Consider the following 19,239-nt stretch of genomic DNA (forward strand, 5'->3'; position numbering starts at 1 on the left):
TCCGTTAAGTAGGTGTAAGAAGCTATGTATTTTAGTAAATATTGTATACTAAAACGTTTATTGTGTTCTGTTCGTTGATTATATCACGATGTGTCGATAATTAAATCGTTGTATCGGAAAGGAATCTATTTTAAAAAGATAATTTTTGATACAATAGTGTACGAACGTATGATTGTGTAGCTAATTCCATCCAATGAGGTGAACCATATGACTATCAGCTTTTATTTAGGGCGCTCAGGCTCTGGCAAAACAACAAAAATGCAAACGGAAATGATTCATAGAATGAAAGAAAATCCAACGGGAACGCCTGTAATCTATCTTGTTCCAGAACAAATGACGTTTCAAGCGGAGAAAAATCTTGTCACATCACTCGGAAAAGGGATGACGCGTACACAAGTATTAAGCTTTTCTCGATTAGCGTTAAGAGTTTTACAAGAAGTCGGTGGATTAACCCGCTATCATATAGAAAAATCAGGGATTCAGATGCTTTTAAGAAAAATAATTGAAAGAGAAAAGCGACACTTTCAATTATTTCAAAAAGCGACAACGAGTCAAGGTTTTGTAGAACAACTAGAACAAATGTTAACAGAATTCAAGCGTTATGATATTGATTCAGACGTGTTACAGACTGAACTAACAAGATTACAGAACTCTGCTGACGATTCTGTTACAGAACGGACGTTACAAGATAAACTTCACGATATTCATCGGATCCTTTCTCGAGTAGAACAGGAGTTGGCCGACAAATACATAGCGTCAGAAGATTATCTACAGCTTTTGGCCGAGAAAATGAGCGAATCATCGAAACTGAAAGACGCGATCGTTTATATCGATGGCTTTCATAGTTTTACCCCCATTGAGATGAATGTTCTTCGGACGTTGTTTACAACGGTAAAAGACGTGCACATTGCTTTAACGTTGGATCAACCTTTAGCAACAGATGACATTCTTCATCCACTTGATTTGTTTTATGAGACGGGCAATACGTATCAACAGTTAAACGTTTTATGTGAAGAGTGCAAGCTATCAGACGTAACGACAAACGTTTTCCAAGAACAGAAACGGTTTCGTTCTCAAGGACTAGCTTATTTAGAAGCGAACCAAAATCGACGACCAGCAATCCCGACAAACGATCATGAAGGAATTCGAATGATCAGTGCCGTTCATCGAAGAGGAGAAGTAGAAAAAGTCGCTCGTGAAGTGATCTCGTTAGTGAGAGATGAAGGCTACCGTTATGGAGAGATTGCCATACTATTAAGGAATGTTGGTCAGTACTCGGATTACTTCGAAACAGTATTTCACGACGAAAAAATCCCTTTTTTTACAGACCAAAAGAGATCTGCGTTGAACCATCCTCTTGTCGAATTTATTCGTTCGTCAATGGAAGTTATTCAGCGGCATTGGGGTTATGAAGCGGTGTTTCGCACGTTAAAAACGGAGATCCTCTTTCCATTAAATATTAAGAATATCCGTGAAAAAGTCGATCAACTAGAAAATTATGTCCTCTCCTATGGCATTAAAGGGAAACGATGGTACTCCGATCAACCTTGGACGTATAAACGAATGGCAACAACGGCCGAACATGACGGGGAACAAACAACGAGAGAACGAACGTTTGAAATCGAAATCAATGATTTACGTCAGCAACTGATGAACCCACTGATTCAATTTCAGACTAGGGTGAAACGAGCAAAAACAGTTCAGGAATATTGTCACAGTCTATTTCAACTATTAGAAGACGTTCAAGCTGCAGAGAAACTAGAACTCTTGCGAAATGAAGCGGTTGAATTAGAAGATTTACGAGAAGCGAATGAGCATGATCAATTGTGGAATCAAATCATTCATTTGATGGATCAGATGGTCGAGATCAGTGGAGAAGAGGAAGTCAGTTTTGATCTGTTTATGAAGATGATTGATACAGGTTTGGAAGGATTGACTTTTTCAATCATTCCACCTGCTTTTGATCAAGTGGTGATTGCCGACATGGAAATGTCTCGCTTATCGCATGTTCGTTGCGCCTTTATTATGGGTGTGAACGACGGCGTGATTCCGGCAAAACCAGATGAAAGCAGTCTCGTTTCTGAAGAGGAACGGACGCAATTAGAAAAACAAGGTGTACAACTTGCACCAGGAGCCGAGAGACAGCTGTTAAATGAATCTTTTCTGATTTATATGGCCCAAGCAATTCCACAAGAAAAGTTATATTTCACTTATCCGTTGGCTGATGAGGAAGGTCGAAGTCTCCAGCCATCAATGATGTTAAATTATATTCAAGAGTTGTTTCCGAAGATGGAGGTCGAAGTTGCTTTTGATTCACCATTGGAAGTTAGTGAACAAGAAGAACAAACGTTTATCACCCACCCGCAGAAAACATTGTCTCAATTAACGCAACAGCTGCAAGGCTGGCAACGGGGGTATCACGTTTCTTCGATGTGGTGGGATGTGTATAACTGGTTTATCAATCAACCGACGTGGAACCGCAAAGTGTCGCACGTCTTGAAAAGTTTGCATTATAAAAACGAACCTTCTCATTTACCGACATACTTGACTGAAGAACTATATGGAACAACGTTGAAAACGAGCGTGTCAAGAATGGAACAATACAATGCTTGTCCGTTTTCACAATTTGCGAATTACGGGTTGAAGTTAAAAGAAAGAGAAACGTTTAAACTTGAAGCTCCTGATATTGGAACGCTGTTTCATGCGGCATTAAAAGAAATGGCTGAAGCGTTGCGTCATGATGGAAAAGACTTTTCTCATTTAACGAAAGACATGGCGACGTCGATGTCGAAAACGATTGTAGGGAATTTGGCACCAAAAATTCAACGAGAAATCTTATTAAGTTCTAGCCGATTTACGTATATTCAACAAAAATTAGAAGAAGTTGTCGCAAGAGCGTCGACGGTTTTGGCAGAACAAGCTAAAAGAACGGGTTTTTCCCCTGCTGGTCTTGAAGTCGGGTTTGGACCTGAACAACAGCTTCCTCCGTTAACGTTTGAGTTAGATAATGGTCATAAAATTGAACTGATCGGTCGGATTGATCGTGTCGACAAAGCCGAAGACGAAGAGGGCGTATTTGTCAGAATTCTAGATTATAAGTCTAGTAGTAAAGATATTAAACTTGATGACGTCTATGAAGGACTAGCGCTGCAAATGCTGATTTATTTAGATGTGGTTGTGAGCTATGCTTCAGAATGGTTAGGGACTGAAGTAACACCAGCTGGCGTCCTGTATTTTCATGTGCACAATCCAATGATTCAATCGGATCAGAAATTGTCTCTAGAAGAAATTGAGGCAAAGATCTTAAAGGAATTCAAAATGAAAGGTCTTCTATCGTCATCATTAAACGCCATTAAACAGATGGACCTTGGGCTTGATATAGGTCGATCTGACATCGTTCCTGTCGGTTTGAAAAAAGATGGTCAAGCTTATAACGATTCAAAAGTCATTTCTCATACTGACTATGAATGGCTTCGCTCGTATTTACGAAACCACGTGAAAAAAGTCGGGGAATCGATCATGCAAGGGAATATCGATTTAACCCCATATAAAAAGAAACAGCAGACACCGTGTACATTTTGTTCCTATAAATCGTTTTGTCAATTTGACCCTAGCATCGAGTCAAATGACTATCGACATTTATCAGGGAAATCGAATGATGACATCTTGGAGCTTATCCGCGATGAGAAAGGAGAAACCGATGAATCTCACACCGAAACCGAGTAACGTGACATGGACGGACGATCAATGGAAGGCGATTTCAGCCGATGGAAACAACATCCTCGTTGCCGCCGCGGCAGGAAGTGGTAAAACAGCTGTTTTAGTCGAGCGAATGATTCGAAAAGTCTCTGATACGGACAATCCGATTGATATTGATCGGTTACTTGTTGTGACGTTTACGAACGCGGCTGCGGCCGAAATGCGTCATCGCATTGGCGAAGCAATCGAAAAGAAATTAAACGATGATCCACGTTCATTGCATTTGCGTCGTCAACTGTCTTTGTTACACCGAGCGAACATCTCAACACTTCATTCCTTTTGCATGAACGTGATTCGAAAATATTATTACGACATTGACATTGATCCAAATTTTCGTATTTTAGATGACACAGAAGGACAACTAATTAGAGAAGAAGTCATCGACGATCTTTTTGAAGAGGAGTATGGAACAGAAGAAAATCAAACGTTCTTTGATCTCGTTGACCAATATAGCGGGGATCGAAGTGATGATAAACTTCGTAGCCTTGTTCTTCATTTATATAACTTCTCTCGGTCCAATCCACAGCCAACGAAATGGTTGGATGACATCGCAGCAGGATACGAGCTTGAGCACGTGGAATCAATTGATGAGTTGCCATGGACAGAAGAAGCGATGAACCATGTTCGTAAGCAGTTGTCCCAAGCAATGGAAATGATTGAAAAAGCTCTTATATTCACCGAAGAACCAGAAGGTCCGTTGAAATATGTTGAAACATTGGAAGCAGAACGGCTTCAGGTGAAAAACATAGCATCATCAACGACGTGGCAAGACATGTTTGATCACTTTAAGAACATTGATTTCGGTCGTATTCCATCGATTACGAAGAAAGATCAAGTGGATGGTCGGTTGAAAGAAAAAGCGAAAGCGTTGAGAGATCAAGCGAAAGACGTGGTGAATAGCTGCAAGTCGTCTTTGTTCCAACTGGAACCGGATTCTGTATTAGAAGATCTACAATTCATGGGGCCGACGATTTCAAAGTTGACGACTCTCGTCAATCTTTTTTCAGAGCGGTATATGCACGAAAAAAGAGAAAAGGGTGTCCTCGATTTCAGTGATTTAGAGCACCTTTGCTTGGAAGTATTATCTGATCAGGAGAAGTCAACTGAGGGTTCGTTGGTTCCATCAAAAGCGGCGGATGAATTCGCCAATTACTTTTCTGAACTTCTCGTAGATGAGTACCAAGATACAAACCTTGTTCAGGAGACGATTATCAATTTGTTATCTAACGGTCATAACTTATTTATGGTCGGAGATGTAAAGCAGTCCATCTACCGATTCCGTCTCGCAGAACCGACACTTTTCATGGAGAAGTACAAGAAATTTGAGTTAGATGGTTCAGGAAGCGGCATGAGAATCGACTTATCGAAAAACTTTCGTAGCCGCGCTGAAATTTTGGACGGGACGAACTTTATTTTCAGACAAACGATGGATGAAGAAGTAGGAGAAATTGCGTATAACGACGCTGCTGAACTCAAGCTTGGAAACGAGGGTTATCCAGAGCAGGAAGGGTTAGAAGCAAATTTGATCTTGATTAACAAAGGGGAGCCGGTTAAAAACAAAGGACAAAGGAATGATGATGACGATTTGACGGATGAATCCTTTGAAGAGGAACTGGAAACATCCCAACTTGAAGCAAGAGCAATGATTGCGGAAATGAAACAATTGATTCAGTCGAAATATCCAATTTTTGACAAAGGCCTGAAGCGAACTCGTCCGATTACGTATCGTGATATCGTGATTTTGATGAGATCCATGCCCTGGGCGGAAACGATTCTTGAGGAATGTAAAAAAGCAGGAATCCCTGTATACGCTGAATTATCAACCGGGTATTTTGAAGCCATCGAAGTTCGAGTGATGATGTCGGTGTTGAAGATTATTGATAATCCATATCAGGATATACCGCTCGCATCTGTTTTACGTTCTCCGATTATGAATCTAACAGAAGTTGAACTGGCTGAAATTCGCTTGTTGGCAAAAGGTACGTCATTTTATGAAGCATTAACAGTTGCCGCAAGTGATGAAAACGACGATGAGTCTTTGAAACATCGCTGTCGGTCGTTTATCGAACAATTATCTATATGGAGAAAACGCGCTAGATCTGGGTCATTGTCTGAACTCATATGGCAACTTTATCAAGATACTGGATTCTTTGATTATGTTGGTGGGATGCCAGGCGGGAAGCAGCGTCAGGCCAATTTACGCGCCCTTTATGACCGATCCCGCTCCTATGAGTCGACCTCGTTTAGAGGATTGTTTCGCTTTCTACGCTTTGTGGAGCGAATGCAAGAACGTGGGGATGATCTTGGAACCGCGAGAGCTTTAGGCGAGCAAGAAGATGTCGTTCGTTTGATGACGATTCATAAAAGTAAGGGACTAGAGTTTCCTGTTGTCTTCATGGCAGGGATGAATAAAATGTTCAACAGGCAAGACATTCGCGGAGACTACTTCCTTCATAAAGAACTAGGTTTAGGCTCGAAACGAATCGATCCTCACATGAGATTATCTTATCCAACGATCCCACAACAGGTGATCAAGGAACGAATTAAGCACGAATCGTTAGCAGAGGAAATGCGCGTTCTTTACGTTGGCTTAACGCGAGCGAAGGAAAAGTTGTTTTTAACAGGAACGGTGAAAGATACCGAGAAATCGTTGGAAAAGTGGAGTGAACCGATCAACCAAACGGGCTGGCTATTGCCAAACGTGAACAGAGAAAAGGCAGGGAGCTTTCTCGATTGGATTGCACCGGCCATTTTCCGGCACCGATCCGTGTTTCCATTACTAACCGAATTTGATGTGGATTTTTCCCTTGTCGATGAAACAGTCAGTAATGACCCGTCAGCATGGATTGTTGATATTGTAGATAAAGGGTCGCTTCAAGAGGAAGAGACGGTTCTCGAGGCAACAGACGACGAAATTGACGGTCATTTACAGGCACTAGAACCAATTCCCATCGAATCCGCTGTTAAAGACGAAGTGGTATCGCAACTGGAGTGGTCTTATAAGTACAAAGATGCTACTGTTCACAGAGCCAAGCAATCTGTCAGTGATTTGAAGCGGGAGATGCAAGATGAGTATAGCGAACAGATGATGGCAACAGGGTTTCAGTCAAAATACGCCGATCGCCCTAAATTTCTGCAAAAAAAATCGTTTATTCCTGCTGAAGTGGGGACACTCATGCACGGAATGATGCAGCATATTTCATTGTCGGTCGACGCTGACACTGAGTCTGTTAAAAAGGAACGAGACAAGCTCGTGGAAAAGGAAATCATCACGACCGAAGAAGCAGAACAAATCAATGTCGCTCATATCGTTCAGTTTCTGCAATCAGACATCGGAAAGCAAATGAAGTTGGCAACGGAAATCGAACGAGAAATCCCATTTAGTTATCATGTAGCCGCATCGAAAGCGTACACTACATGGCAGCAATCAGAGGATGAATCGGTGTTTGTGCAAGGGGTAATTGATGCTGTTTTTCGGAATGAAACAGGAAATCTTGTGTTAGTCGACTATAAAACGGATGCGATCGCTGCTAGATTCCCAGACAAAACGACTGAAGAAATAAAACAGCATTTCAGAGAACAGTACCGTTATCAGATTGAATTGTATCGAGAGGCCTTGAGTGACAGTTGGTCAAAATCTGTCGATGAATGTTATCTATATATGTTTGATGGAGATTACCTAATTAAGATGTAAGGGGGAAAATGATGAGATTATTACACACATCTGATTGGCATATTGGACGAACGATTGAAGGGCGAGATCGCCATGAAGAACACGAAGCGTTTTTTGATGAGTTAGTTGAGATTGCCGATGAGGAAAAAGTCGATGCTGTTTTGATGGCAGGAGATGTGTTCGACTCCGTGAATCCCTCTGCTAGAGGGGAGGAACTGTTTTACGAAAGTATGGCTCGTTTATCAAATAAAGGAAAGCGTCCTGTTGTGATCATCGCCGGAAATCATGATCATCCAGATCGACTTGCGGCGGCAAGAACGTTGCTCAGAAAACATCGGATTTATATTCAAGGCTATCCAACTCTTGATCCACTTAAGATTCCGATTGACGGAAGTGAGGTCCAACTTTGTGTAGCAGGGTTACCTTATCCGTCAGAATCTCGTTTGAAAGAGAGTTTCACAGATATCAATGATGAATTGGCGATTAGAGAAGCGTATGATTTGAAAATTAGCGGAATTTTTGAAAAACTGACGTCTTCGTTTTCAAAGAATGATATTCGCGTTGCGATGAGTCACTTGTTCGTTGCTGGTGGGGCGAGTACAGAGTCAGAACGACCAATTGAAGTCGGTGGAGCGTATACGGTTCGGGCTACACAGCTCCCGGAACACGTGCAATATACGGCGCTCGGCCATCTTCACCGTCCACAAGACATCAAGCTATCCAAAGCTCCGGCGCGATATGCTGGGTCGCCGTTAGCGTTTAGTTTCTCGGAAGCAGGCTACGCAAAATCAGTCACAATCGTTGATGTAGAACCTGGTGAGGCGGCAGACGTAAAAGAAGTATTTTTGCGATCAGGACGGCCGCTCGTTAAGTGGAAGGCGACAGAAGGATTGGCTCAAGTACATTCATGGATGGATATCCAAAAAGATGCGCAAGCGTGGATTGAGCTTGATGTACATATGAATGATACGCCATCGATGGAAGACATTCATCGACTGAAGAAAAATTATCCGCGTTTACTAACGATTCGACCTATTTTTCCTGATACCAAACGTGTGGATGGACCAGAAAGAAAACATGTGGCGATCGATAAACTATTCAAGCAGTTCTATGAACGTCAAACAGGCGGCGCGAGCCCTGATGACGAACTAACTCGTCTGTTTCTAGAGATGGTTAATGATGAGGAGGCGGGAGTTTAATGAGACCAATCGAATTAACGATTCAAGGACTTCATAGTTTTCGTGAAAAACAAGTCGTAGATTTCACTGCTCTCTGCGAAGGGGGTGTGTTCGGTATCTTTGGACCAACAGGCAGCGGGAAATCATCGATATTAGATGCGATGACATTGTCGTTGTATGGAAAAGTCGAACGAGCTCCAAGTAATACCCAAGGGATTTTGAATCATGCTGAAGATCAGTTAGCGGTCTCGTTCACGTTTTCTCTAGGAAAAGGGACAAGAGAAAACAAATATAAAGTTGAACGATCGTTTAAAAGAGTGAAAGATGGCGGACTTCGTCAGGCAACCGCTCGTTTTATCCATGTAATTGAGGATTCAGCAGTAATCGCTGATAAAGCGGGAGATGTGACAAGGGAAGTCGAGTCTTTACTCGGGTTATCGATTGACGACTTTACACGTGCGGTTGTTCTTCCACAAGGAAAATTCTCTGAGTTTTTATCTTTGAAAGGAACCGAACGAAGACAAATGTTGCAACGTCTGTTTCACTTGGAAAAATACGGAGACGAACTCAATCACAAACTAAGGCAACGGCTGATGGCAACGAAACATGAGAAAGAACTGATAGAAAAAGAACAAGCTGGACTTGGCGAAGCGTCCAAGGAAGCGTTGGAACAAGCGAAGGTTCAAGTGAAAGAGTTAGAAAAAGATATTACGAAACAACATCAGCTTATGGAGAAAAGCCAGGAAGATTACGATAAAGCAAAACAATTGAGAGATTGGTCATTGAAACTTCAATCTGTCAATGAGGAGATCAAAGAATTAGACCGTCAAGAAGAACAGATGTCTTCTAAAAAAGAAGAAATCAAATTAGCAAAAGAAGCGAATATTCTTTTTCCGTATGTGAAAGAAGTAAAGGAAAGTAAAGACCAGATATCCCAATGGCAACAGAAAGAAAAAGAAGCAAAACAAACGGTAAATGACTTGACTAAAGAAGTTGAATTGACGAACGGACATTTTGAAAAAGCCTATAATTATCAGCAGAATCATGAAGTGCCGCTGAAGATGGAACTTGAAAATCTTCGCCACATCAAGACGAAGACCGAAGACATGAAAAAACGTCAATCAGACGCCGACCTTGTGCATAAGAAGATTGATTCATTGAAACAGCATATCGAGAAACTGAAAAATGAACAAGAGGTAACAAAAAAGAATCGAACGAAATACGAAGAGGGTCAACGTCAATTAAAAGAACAGTTATCAGGCATTCTCCCTAGTGCAGATGAAAAAAGAACGGTTCAACAAGCCAATGAACAAAAGTTTACGTTGCGTCATCTAGAAGATCAAATCCGCGAGAAAGAACGACAAAAAACGGAGATCGCAAAAGAAAAGCAAACAGTGGAAAAAAAACATGAGGAAGTCAAATGGAATCATGAACGAAAGCAAGAAAAGTTAAACCAACGATTTATTCAGATTAATCGTTGGTACAATGGGATCATGGATAAAAAAAAGCAGATAACGAAAGTCGGTCATGAGATTTCTCAACATAAAACATCGTTAGAAGACCATCGCTTGGAGATGGCGACTGTTCAATTAAGACACACGTTAAAAGATGGCTCACCGTGTCCTGTCTGCGGCTCTAAAGACCATTACCTCGATCAAGGGGAAGTAGCTAGTGCTATTGATGACGGTCATGGATCATTAAATCGCAATCAAATAGAAGAATTAGAACAAAATGCCCAACATCTTGAGCGATCAATGGATGAAATGATCTGGAAGTTAAACCAAACGGCACAGCAGTCACCAGTTGAACCGGAATTCAATGAAAAAGATGATCCTGTTACAGAACAACTTGATTTCCTTTCAATCAATGACGTACACTTTTTGGCTCAATGGCAGCAGGAGATGCATCAATGGGAAAAGGAGCAGGAAGCGATTACCACTCTTCTCAGTACATGGGAGCAAGAACGTCAGCAACTCACGACTGCGAATGAAGAGTTATCTAAAATGGAGCTCCTACTCACTCAAGTTATTGCTCGTTACGATGAGATTCTTCAAGAAAACAAACAAAAACAGCAAACGTATGATGAGGCATTAGTCAGGTGGCAAGAAAGTTTCCAAACAATTAACTACAGTGAAATTGATCATGTAGCGAAAGATTTACAAAAAAGAGAAGATGACGCGGATGCTCTTAGAATGAGAATTGATAAGAGTGTGCCAATTATCGAAGAGATTCATCAAAAATTGGAAACGATAAATGAGCAAATCCAGCAAGGATTAGTCGATATCTCAAAATATAAATCGGAGTATGATGAGCGTCTAAAAACAATTGAGGAAATGGATCGTCATATCCAAGAAGTTGTGAAGGGTCAAGATGTGGACGAGCAATTACATCAGAAAAAGCTTGAATTAGATAAGATGATTTCAGAAACAGCAGACAGTAAAAATCTGCTTGATCGCATGAAAGAGAAATTGTCCCAAGCCGAAACGGCCCTTGCAGAAAAGACTCATTCATTAAAAGAATCAAACATTCGCTATGAACGTTCACTGAATCGATGGGATGAGCAACGAAAAGAATCTTCGTTTAGTGAAATGAATGACGTCGATAAGTGGACGAAACCAACGGCAACAATCAAAGAGTGGGAAAAAACAGTGGTGGACTATGACAACAAATGCCGCGACTCCACCCTTAAGCAAAGCGAACTTCAAGAACAATTACAAAATGATGTGATGACAGAAGAATCATTTAAACAAATGGAAACAGTTTATAAAGAAACGAAGGGGAGATTAGAACAGCTTCAAACAGCAGTTGGAGCGGCAAAGCATTTCTATGATGAATTGACAAAGAAAGCCGATCGTTTTGAAAACCTTGAAAAACAACGAAAAGAATATGAAGAGTTACATGGGAAGTTAGCGAAACTTGATAAAGTTTTCCGTGGCAAAGAATTTGTTGAATTTATTGCTGAAGAACAGCTTGTTCAAGTGAGTCAATTGGCGTCAGATCGGCTGCGCGTATTAACGAGAGGTCGCTATGCGATAGAAGTTGATTCTGGCGGTGGTTTTATTATGCGAGACGATGCCAATGGCGGAGTAAAGCGCCCTGTCACAACGCTATCCGGTGGAGAAACGTTCTTGACCTCTCTCGCATTAGCTCTGTCACTATCGGCATCGATCCAATTAAAAGGAGATCACGCCCTAGAATTCTTCTTCTTAGACGAGGGCTTTGGTACGCTAGATCCTCAATTACTAGAAACAGTAGTGACGGCGCTTGAGCAATTGCACACAGATCAACTTTCAGTAGGGGTTATTAGCCATGTGCCAGAATTAAGGGAGCGACTTCCAAGAAAACTAATTGTCACGCCAGCTGAATCCGGAGGCAAAGGTAGTCGCGTGGCGATCGAGAATATGTAAAATGAAATAAATGCGTAGACCTAAACTTGTGTATAGTTTCTTTCAGCAAAGCGAAGGGCAGTTAACAGGTGGGAAAAAAACTGGCAAGCTACTAAAAAAAGATTGTGAATTTTTTACACTCAAAGCTTATGAGAATAGGCTTTGAGTTTTTTTGTGTAAAATTAGCTATGTTTTTTTTGAAAAAAGGGTTGCAATATTTTCTCTCTGTTATACAATACATTACATAATACTTTCTGTATTATAACAGTATCGAGAAGAGGAGATGAAGCATCTTGCAGGAACTAACATTTACTAAGAATCCACCTGAAGGTTGTGACTTCTTATTGACGGAAGGAGCGAAAGAATTTTTGCAACATCTCCATCATCGTTTTGGAGAAGAAAGGAAGAGACTCCTAACATTACGTAAAGAACGTCAAGATGAAATTGATGGTGGACTACTGCCGCATTATTTACCTGAAACAAAACACATTAGAGAGAAAGAATGGAAGATTAAGCCGATTCCGGATGATATTCAAGATCGTAGAGTAGAAATTACCGGTCCTACAAGTCATCGAAAAATGGTCATTAATGCTCTCAACTCTGGAGCGAAAGTGTTTATGGCTGACTTTGAGGATGCTAATTCTCCTTCATGGCAAAATACAATGAACGGTCAAAAAAATATGTATGACGCGATTCGCAGAAAAATTGATTTTGAAGCTGATAACGGCAAATCTTATCAATTAAAAGAAGAGGTAGCTACATTATTTGTAAGACCTAGAGGATGGCATTTAGAAGAAAAGCACGCATTTTTTGGAATGGAACCAATTTCAGCATCATTATTTGATTTCGGTTTATACATTTATCATAATGCGAAAGAATTATTAACTAGAAATTCTGGACCCTATTTCTATCTTCCTAAAATAGAAAGCTATAAAGAAGCGAGATTATGGGATGAAGTTTTCAGTTTTGCTGAAGAAAAACTGGGGTTAAATAAAGGTACCATTAAAGCAACAGTGCTTATCGAGACGCTTACTGGTTCATTTGAAGCAGATGAAATATTATATGAACTTCGTGATCATAGTGCTGGCCTCAATTGTGGTAGATGGGATTACATTTTCAGTTATATTAAACGCTTACGTAATCATCCAGCTTTCATATTGCCTGATCGATCAGAAGTGACAATGACGACGAATTTTATGAGAGCGTATACTCTATATGTCATCCAAACGTGTCATAAAAGAGGAGCACAGGCGATCGGAGGAATGGCAGCCCAAATACCAGTGAAAGATGACCCTGTGAAAAATGAAGAAGCGATGAATAAGGTCCATGAAGATAAAGAACGGGAAGTAAAGGATGGTCATGACGGAACATGGGTTGCACATCCAGGGTTAGTTCCCATTGCTTTAGATGTATTCAATGAACATATGCCAAAGCAAAATCAAGTCGATCGTCAAAGGGACGATTATGCGATTACGGAAAAAGAATTGTTAGCTGTTCCTAAAGGGAATATTACAGAAAAAGGACTAAGATTAAATATTACTGTATCAATACAGTACATGGAAGCTTGGTTAAGAGGACAAGGAGCAGTTCCAATTTTTAATCTCATGGAAGATGTTGCTACTGCTGAAATTTCCAGAGCGCAAATATGGCAGTGGATTCATCATCCAGATGGAAAGTTCAAAAGTGGAGATAAAATCACAGAAAATCTAGTGAAACAATTGATAGAAGAAGAGATGGATAAACTAGAAAAATCATTTGGTCGATCCATGATAGAGCAAGGTAAGTTTAAAGAATCAAAGACGTTATTATTACAAATGGTAGAGAAAAAAGACTTCGAAGAATTTATGACGATACCAGCTTATGAAAATATGATTAAACAAAAGGAGAGGGTTTAACATGAAAAAAGAAGAAATGATCAATCATTTAGAAAAAGTTTGGAAAAGCGAGCGCTTTAATGGGGTAGAAAGACCATATACTGCGGAAGATGTCTATCAGCTATCTGGTTCATTAACGGTAGAGCATACACTAGCAAGAAGAGGTGCAGAAAAACTTTGGAAAATGTTACATGAAGAAGACTACATTGCAGCATTAGGTGCCCTAACAGGAAACCAAGCAGTCCAACAAGTAAAGGCTGGACTTAAAGCAATTTATCTCAGCGGCTGGCAAGTTGCTGCTGATGCAAATATTTCAGGGCAAATGTATCCTGATCAAAGTCTCTATCCTGTAAATAGTGTTCCGAACGTCGTTCAACGGATCAACCAAGCTTTGACTAGAGCGGACCAAATCGAACATAGTGAAGGTGGAGCAAAAAGAGATTGGTTTGCACCAATTGTAGCCGATGCAGAGGCTGGCTTTGGTGGTCAGCTGAATGTATTTGAATTAATGAAAAGCATGATTGAAGCTGGTGCATCAGCCGTTCATTTTGAAGATCAGCTTTCTTCTGAGAAAAAATGTGGACACCTTGGTGGGAAAGTATTGTTACCAACACAACAAGCAGTGAAAAACCTTATTTCTGCAAGATTAGCAGCAGATGTGTCAGGTGTTCCAACAGTGATCATTGCTAGAACGGATGCAAACGCAGCCAATTTGATTACTAGCGATGTGGATGAATATGATCACCCATTTATTCATGGAGAAAGAACGCCTGAAGGTTTTTATAGAACAAATGCAGGCATTGATCAAGCGATTAGTCGAGGTTTAGCTTATGCACCTTATGCTGATTTGATCTGGTGCGAAACATCAGAACCTAATTTAGAAGAAGCAAAACAGTTTGCAGATGCCATTCATGAACAATATCCAGGTAAACTACTTGCATATAACTGCTCACCTTCATTTAATTGGAAAAAGAAACTTGATGACGTAACAATTGCTCGTTTCCAAGATGAATTAGGAAAGATGGGTTATAAATTCCAGTTTGTAACGCTCGCAGGTTTCCATGCTTTAAATCATAGTATGTTCCAGTTGGCTAAAGGATATAAAGAAAGCGGAATGACAGCTTATTCTAAACTTCAAGAATCAGAATTCATTGCTGAACAAGATGGGTATTCAGCAACAAAACACCAACGTGAAGTAGGTACGGGTTATTTTGATGCTGTATCAACGGTAGTATCAGGTGGTACCTCTTCTACCACTGCACTTAAAGGATCTACAGAAGAGGAACAATTCACAACATCTTCATGATAGGGAATAAAAAACACCTCCGGACATCCGGAGGTGTTTTTCTGTGTAAAAATGATTGTTTTGTATGTATTAGTTATTTATAATAATGGAGAAAAGTGAACGGAATGTGATATAAACATATTATTAATAGTGACAATTTAAATTGTCACTAGTTTGACACCAATAAATACAATCCATTCGTTATAATAAAAACAGATTAATCATCAATGATACAATTTTTTTGAGGGGGGGATTTAGATGATTTATTATGTTTTAACTGAGGAAGAGTGGGAATTAGCTAAAGAGGAAGATGAGTATTGGCCATCTGACTTTGATGATCGAGGCTATATTCCATGTGCTAACCCTGGTCAAACGGAACATCTAGTCGATGAGTTAATGTTAAAAAATGACCCCCTAGTTTTAGTATCCATTGATCCACAAAAGCTAGAAAGTGTCATAATTTATGAAGATGTTCATGAAAGTGGAATGATGAAACCGCACGTATATGGCTATATTAATATCGATGCGATTATGGGAGTAAAGGATTATCATCGCCCTACTTTTCCTATAACAAATTAAGATTAAATAAAAACGCTACTCATATAGAAGAGTAGCGTTTTTGCTGTTTTTGTGTAGCTTTTTTGAGTTATTCGGGATATTTATGTATGATAGGTATAAATACCGATACTTTAGATCTCACTTCACTCGTTCATAAGAATATCAAGAAAGGAGAAAAATATGGATAAAAAGATACATGACCGGCTAGAACAATTTCTTCATGCAATCAATGTTGATAAAGATTACATTAAAGGTCATGATATTGGCAGAGAAATGTTACTAAACGGAGAGGATAAACAATTAGCAAAATTGTTTGCTAGTATTGCAGGTTTAGCTCAACAACATTCAAATAATAAGGTGAGCGGGTATTTAAAGTTCAGAAAAATGGTGGTTGATAGATTAGCTGAAATGCCCAACCATCCGTTTGATGAGGCACATCTTATGTCAGAATTTAATAAGCTTGATGATGTCCTTAATAATACTGGAAAAGAAATAAAAGGTAAAAATTCTCTGTATCTATACATTAAAAAGTCAGAATAATACAATTATTAATTCTATTAAAGCATATTATTTATGTTAAATATCTATCCAACATCTGCGGATATTGTATCAACTGAAGATCCTGTAAGTAGTTTTTCTCGAGAAAGCGTCCGCTTGTAGCGAAAGCGAGTGTGTCTAAGCAGTTATAGCAACAATCTCATAGAAAACAGCCTTAAAAATCTAAATGGAACGATAATAGAACCAAATTTATTAACTATGATGATGGTTTTGTACGAAAAATAATTCCAACCAATAAGTGACAATAAATGTTTCTTTACCGCATAATGAATGAAATGTGGTAAAATTCAGATTAATAAGTTTTCATTACTATAAGGAGGTTATTCATGAGACAATCGATTGAATGGATGGTAGGAGGTCAGCAGGGGGAGGGCATTGATTCCACTGGTGAGTTATTTGCTAAAACATTAGTGAAATATGGATATTCAGTTTCAACCTATAAGCAATTTATGTCTAGAATTAAAGGCGGCCATTCTAATTTTAAATTAAAGGCCACTAAAGAAAGAAACTATTATGCTGGGGATAAAATTGATATTCTCCTTTGTTTAGACAAGGAATCGTTGGAAGTAAATGAGGGTTATTTGTCAGATGATGCCGTTGTGATACGTGAAGGCAAAGAAATAAGTGTGACAAAAAACGATGGTTCGATGTCATATGATATATTAACTGTTCCAATGAAAAAAATTGCAACTGAATTAGGTAATCCATTAGCTAAAAATATGATCGCAATTGGGATAAGTTCTGCGCTTATCGATTTGCCAAAAGACTTATTGAGTCACTTTATCTCAGAAATATTTGCAAAAAAAGGTGATGGGGTTATTCAAACAAACATTCAAGCAGTACAAAAAGGGTATGATTTAACTAATGAACATTTATCACATCGCATTTCTTCTTTAGAGAAATCTGATAAAACAGATCAGTTGTTCATATCTGGAAATGAAGCGACGGCTTTTGGTAGTTTAATGGCAGGGTGTCGCTTTTTGAGTGCGTACCCAATTACTCCAGCAAGTGAAGTAATGGAATGGCTTGCGAAAGAACTTCCTGCTGTTGGTGGTACTGTGATGCAAGTAGAAGATGAAATTGCGGGAATTTGTTTTGCTATCGGAGCCAATTACAGTGGTGTGCGGGCAATGACTAGTACTTCAGGACCGGGATTAAGTTTAAAAACAGAAGCATTAGGGATGGCAGGGATGACGGAAGTACCAATCGTGATTGTGAATTCTCAAAGAGGTGGTCCATCTACGGGACTTCCAACAAAACATGAGCAAAGTGATTTACAACAAATGATTTATGGCACTCATGGTGAAATACCACGAATAGTATTATATCCTGCCACAATTGAAGATGCGTTTTATATAGCTGCTGAAAGTTTCAACTTAGCAGAAATTTATCAATGCCCTGTCATTGTTGGTCTGGACCTTGGTTTATCGATGAATAAAATGACTATCCCATCATTCGATCATAGTCGTGTAAATATTGATCGTGGGAAACTTATTACTAATGAAGAAGCTGCTGAGTACGATGAAGCGTTTTTTAAACGTTATCGATTGACAGATGATGGAATTTCGCCAAGACCTAAACCTGGAATGAAAAATGGATTACATTTGACAAGTTCTAATGAACATGGAGAAGATGGTTATATATCAGAAGATCCTGAATTACGTGTGAAGATGATGCGTAAACGATTAGAAAAAGTGAAAAATGCGATGATTCAAGAACCGTTTAAGCTTCAAAGTTCTGGAGATATTAAGCCAGAAGATGCAGACGTCTTACTCGTAGGTATGGGATCAACTTATGGAGCTATTGGTGAATCAATGATCCAGCTTAATGAAGAAGGTAATGAAACATATGCTCATTTGCATATTCAGCAACTTTATCCTTTGCCGTTAAATGAATTAACTTCATTGTTCAAAAACAAAAAAATCATTACTGTTGAAAATAATTACAATGGTCAACTCTTGTTGTTATTGAGACAGTATTTACCTATTCATGAACATTCAGATAGTATTGTCCAATTTGATGGGAATCCTTTTATGATAAAAACAGTACTAGAACAAATGAAGAAGGTGGTGTAATCATGGCTACGATGAAAGATTTACGAGGAGACGTATCTACATGGTGTCCTGGGTGCGGTCATTTCAGTATCATGGCAGGTATTCAAAAAGCGATCATTGAGCTAGGATACGAACCACATGAATTTGCGATTATTTCAGGTATTGGTTGTTCTGGAAAGGTATCTGAATATATACGAAGTAATGGTTTTCATTCGATTCATGGACGTTCGGTCCCAGTTGCTCAAGGTGTAAAAATGGGGAATCCTGATCTTAAAGTCATTGCCTCTGGTGGTGATGGTGATGGGTATGGTATTGGATTAGGTCACTTTGTCCATGCCTCGAGACGTAATATAGACATGTCTTATATTGTTATGGATAATAACATTTATGGATTGACGAAAGGGCAGACATCTCCTCGATCTCAACATGGTTTCGTTACAAAGTCTGCGGCAACGGATAATAAAGAATATCCAGTAGATCCGATTTCTACATCTATTATTAACGGAGCGACTTTTGTTGCTCAAGGCTACTCAGGAAACATTAAGGAATTAAGTAATATTCTCAAAAGAGCGATAGAACATCGTGGTTTTTCTCATGTTAACATTTATAGTCCGTGTGTTACATTTAATAAAATTAATACGTACGATTACTATAAAGAGAATCTTGTAACGATTGAACAACCTTTTGAATCTCGTGATGAAGCCGTGAAAAGCATACGAGAAAATAATGGTCTTGTGACGGGTATTCTATATGAAGAGCATCGAGATGATTTCCAAACAAAATTAGGAATTGATTTTGACATGCAGTCGCTTGAGTCTGGAAAAATGGATAAAGAACTTCTAAATTCGATACAAAAAAAGTTTGAATAAAGTTGTTATGAAGGATTAATTGTCTCAAAAAAAGAGTCAAACTGA

Annotated in this window: 10 protein-coding genes; all 10 read left to right on the forward strand. The window is 39.3% G+C overall.

What is annotated here, in order from left to right:
* Positions 1–207 precede the first annotated feature (207 nt).
* The 10 genes from addB (at position 208) to QDN89_RS14765 (ending at position 19,194) form a co-directional block, all read left to right on the forward strand.
* Positions 208–3,726 (forward strand): helicase-exonuclease AddAB subunit AddB, encoded by a 3,519-nt coding sequence (gene addB / locus QDN89_RS14720; RefSeq protein WP_280770915.1) that lies wholly within the window; start codon positions 208–210, stop codon positions 3,724–3,726.
* Complete coding sequence (gene addA / locus QDN89_RS14725; protein ID WP_280770916.1) at positions 3,701–7,453, forward strand: helicase-exonuclease AddAB subunit AddA; 3,753 nt, start codon at positions 3,701–3,703, stop codon at positions 7,451–7,453. Before addB ends, addA begins: the two co-directional genes overlap by 26 nt.
* Positions 7,454–7,464: 11 nt before the next feature.
* On the forward strand, positions 7,465–8,631 hold the full coding sequence (locus tag QDN89_RS14730; protein ID WP_280770917.1) for a metallophosphoesterase family protein: 1,167 nt from the start codon (positions 7,465–7,467) through the stop codon (positions 8,629–8,631).
* On the forward strand, positions 8,631–12,017 hold the full coding sequence (locus tag QDN89_RS14735) for an SbcC/MukB-like Walker B domain-containing protein (protein ID WP_280770918.1): 3,387 nt from the start codon (positions 8,631–8,633) through the stop codon (positions 12,015–12,017). The genes QDN89_RS14730 and QDN89_RS14735 overlap by 1 nt, the downstream gene beginning before the upstream one ends.
* Before the next feature lie 272 nt (positions 12,018–12,289).
* Positions 12,290–13,891 carry a malate synthase A gene (gene aceB, locus QDN89_RS14740; RefSeq protein ID WP_280770919.1) on the forward strand — a complete coding sequence of 534 codons (1,602 nt, stop codon included), beginning with the start codon at positions 12,290–12,292 and terminating at the stop codon, positions 13,889–13,891.
* A 1-nt stretch (position 13,892) separates the two neighbouring features.
* Positions 13,893–15,176, forward strand: coding sequence for an isocitrate lyase (gene aceA / locus QDN89_RS14745; RefSeq protein ID WP_280770920.1), 1,284 nt, complete (start codon positions 13,893–13,895; stop codon positions 15,174–15,176).
* Between the two features lie 237 nt (positions 15,177–15,413).
* Entirely contained in the window at positions 15,414–15,734 is a 321-nt protein-coding gene (locus tag QDN89_RS14750) for a DUF952 domain-containing protein (RefSeq protein WP_280770921.1), read from the forward strand.
* A gap of 159 nt (positions 15,735–15,893) precedes the next feature.
* Positions 15,894–16,253 carry a hypothetical protein gene (locus QDN89_RS14755; RefSeq protein ID WP_280770922.1) on the forward strand — a complete coding sequence of 120 codons (360 nt, stop codon included), beginning with the start codon at positions 15,894–15,896 and terminating at the stop codon, positions 16,251–16,253.
* A 344-nt stretch (positions 16,254–16,597) separates the two neighbouring features.
* A complete protein-coding gene (locus tag QDN89_RS14760) occupies positions 16,598–18,346 on the forward strand; it encodes a 2-oxoacid:acceptor oxidoreductase subunit alpha (protein ID WP_280770923.1) in 1,749 nt (582 codons plus the stop codon).
* A 2-nt stretch (positions 18,347–18,348) separates the two neighbouring features.
* The gene (locus QDN89_RS14765) at positions 18,349–19,194 is read left to right on the forward strand and encodes a thiamine pyrophosphate-dependent enzyme (RefSeq protein ID WP_280770924.1); all 846 of its coding nucleotides are present in this window, start codon (positions 18,349–18,351) and stop codon (positions 19,192–19,194) included.
* Positions 19,195–19,239: the final 45 nt, after the last annotated feature.

Source organism: Salipaludibacillus daqingensis (assembly GCF_029891575.1).
Lineage (GTDB): Bacteria > Bacillota > Bacilli > Bacillales > Salisediminibacteriaceae > Salipaludibacillus > Salipaludibacillus daqingensis.

Excerpts from the sequence above, each read along its gene's own strand:
- QDN89_RS14730 (WP_280770917.1), top strand. The coding sequence starts at position 7,465 with ATGAGATTATTACACACATCTGATTGGCATATTGGACGAACGATTGAA.
- QDN89_RS14760 (WP_280770923.1), top strand. The coding sequence starts at position 16,598 with ATGAGACAATCGATTGAATGGATGGTAGGAGGTCAGCAGGGGGAGGGC.
- QDN89_RS14765 (WP_280770924.1), top strand. The coding sequence starts at position 18,349 with ATGGCTACGATGAAAGATTTACGAGGAGACGTATCTACATGGTGTCCT.
- aceA (WP_280770920.1), top strand. The coding sequence starts at position 13,893 with ATGAAAAAAGAAGAAATGATCAATCATTTAGAAAAAGTTTGGAAAAGC.
- QDN89_RS14735 (WP_280770918.1), top strand. The coding sequence starts at position 8,631 with ATGAGACCAATCGAATTAACGATTCAAGGACTTCATAGTTTTCGTGAA.
- addB (WP_280770915.1), top strand. The coding sequence starts at position 208 with ATGACTATCAGCTTTTATTTAGGGCGCTCAGGCTCTGGCAAAACAACA.
- addA (WP_280770916.1), top strand. The coding sequence starts at position 3,701 with ATGAATCTCACACCGAAACCGAGTAACGTGACATGGACGGACGATCAA.
- QDN89_RS14750 (WP_280770921.1), top strand. The coding sequence starts at position 15,414 with ATGATTTATTATGTTTTAACTGAGGAAGAGTGGGAATTAGCTAAAGAG.
- QDN89_RS14755 (WP_280770922.1), top strand. The coding sequence starts at position 15,894 with ATGGATAAAAAGATACATGACCGGCTAGAACAATTTCTTCATGCAATC.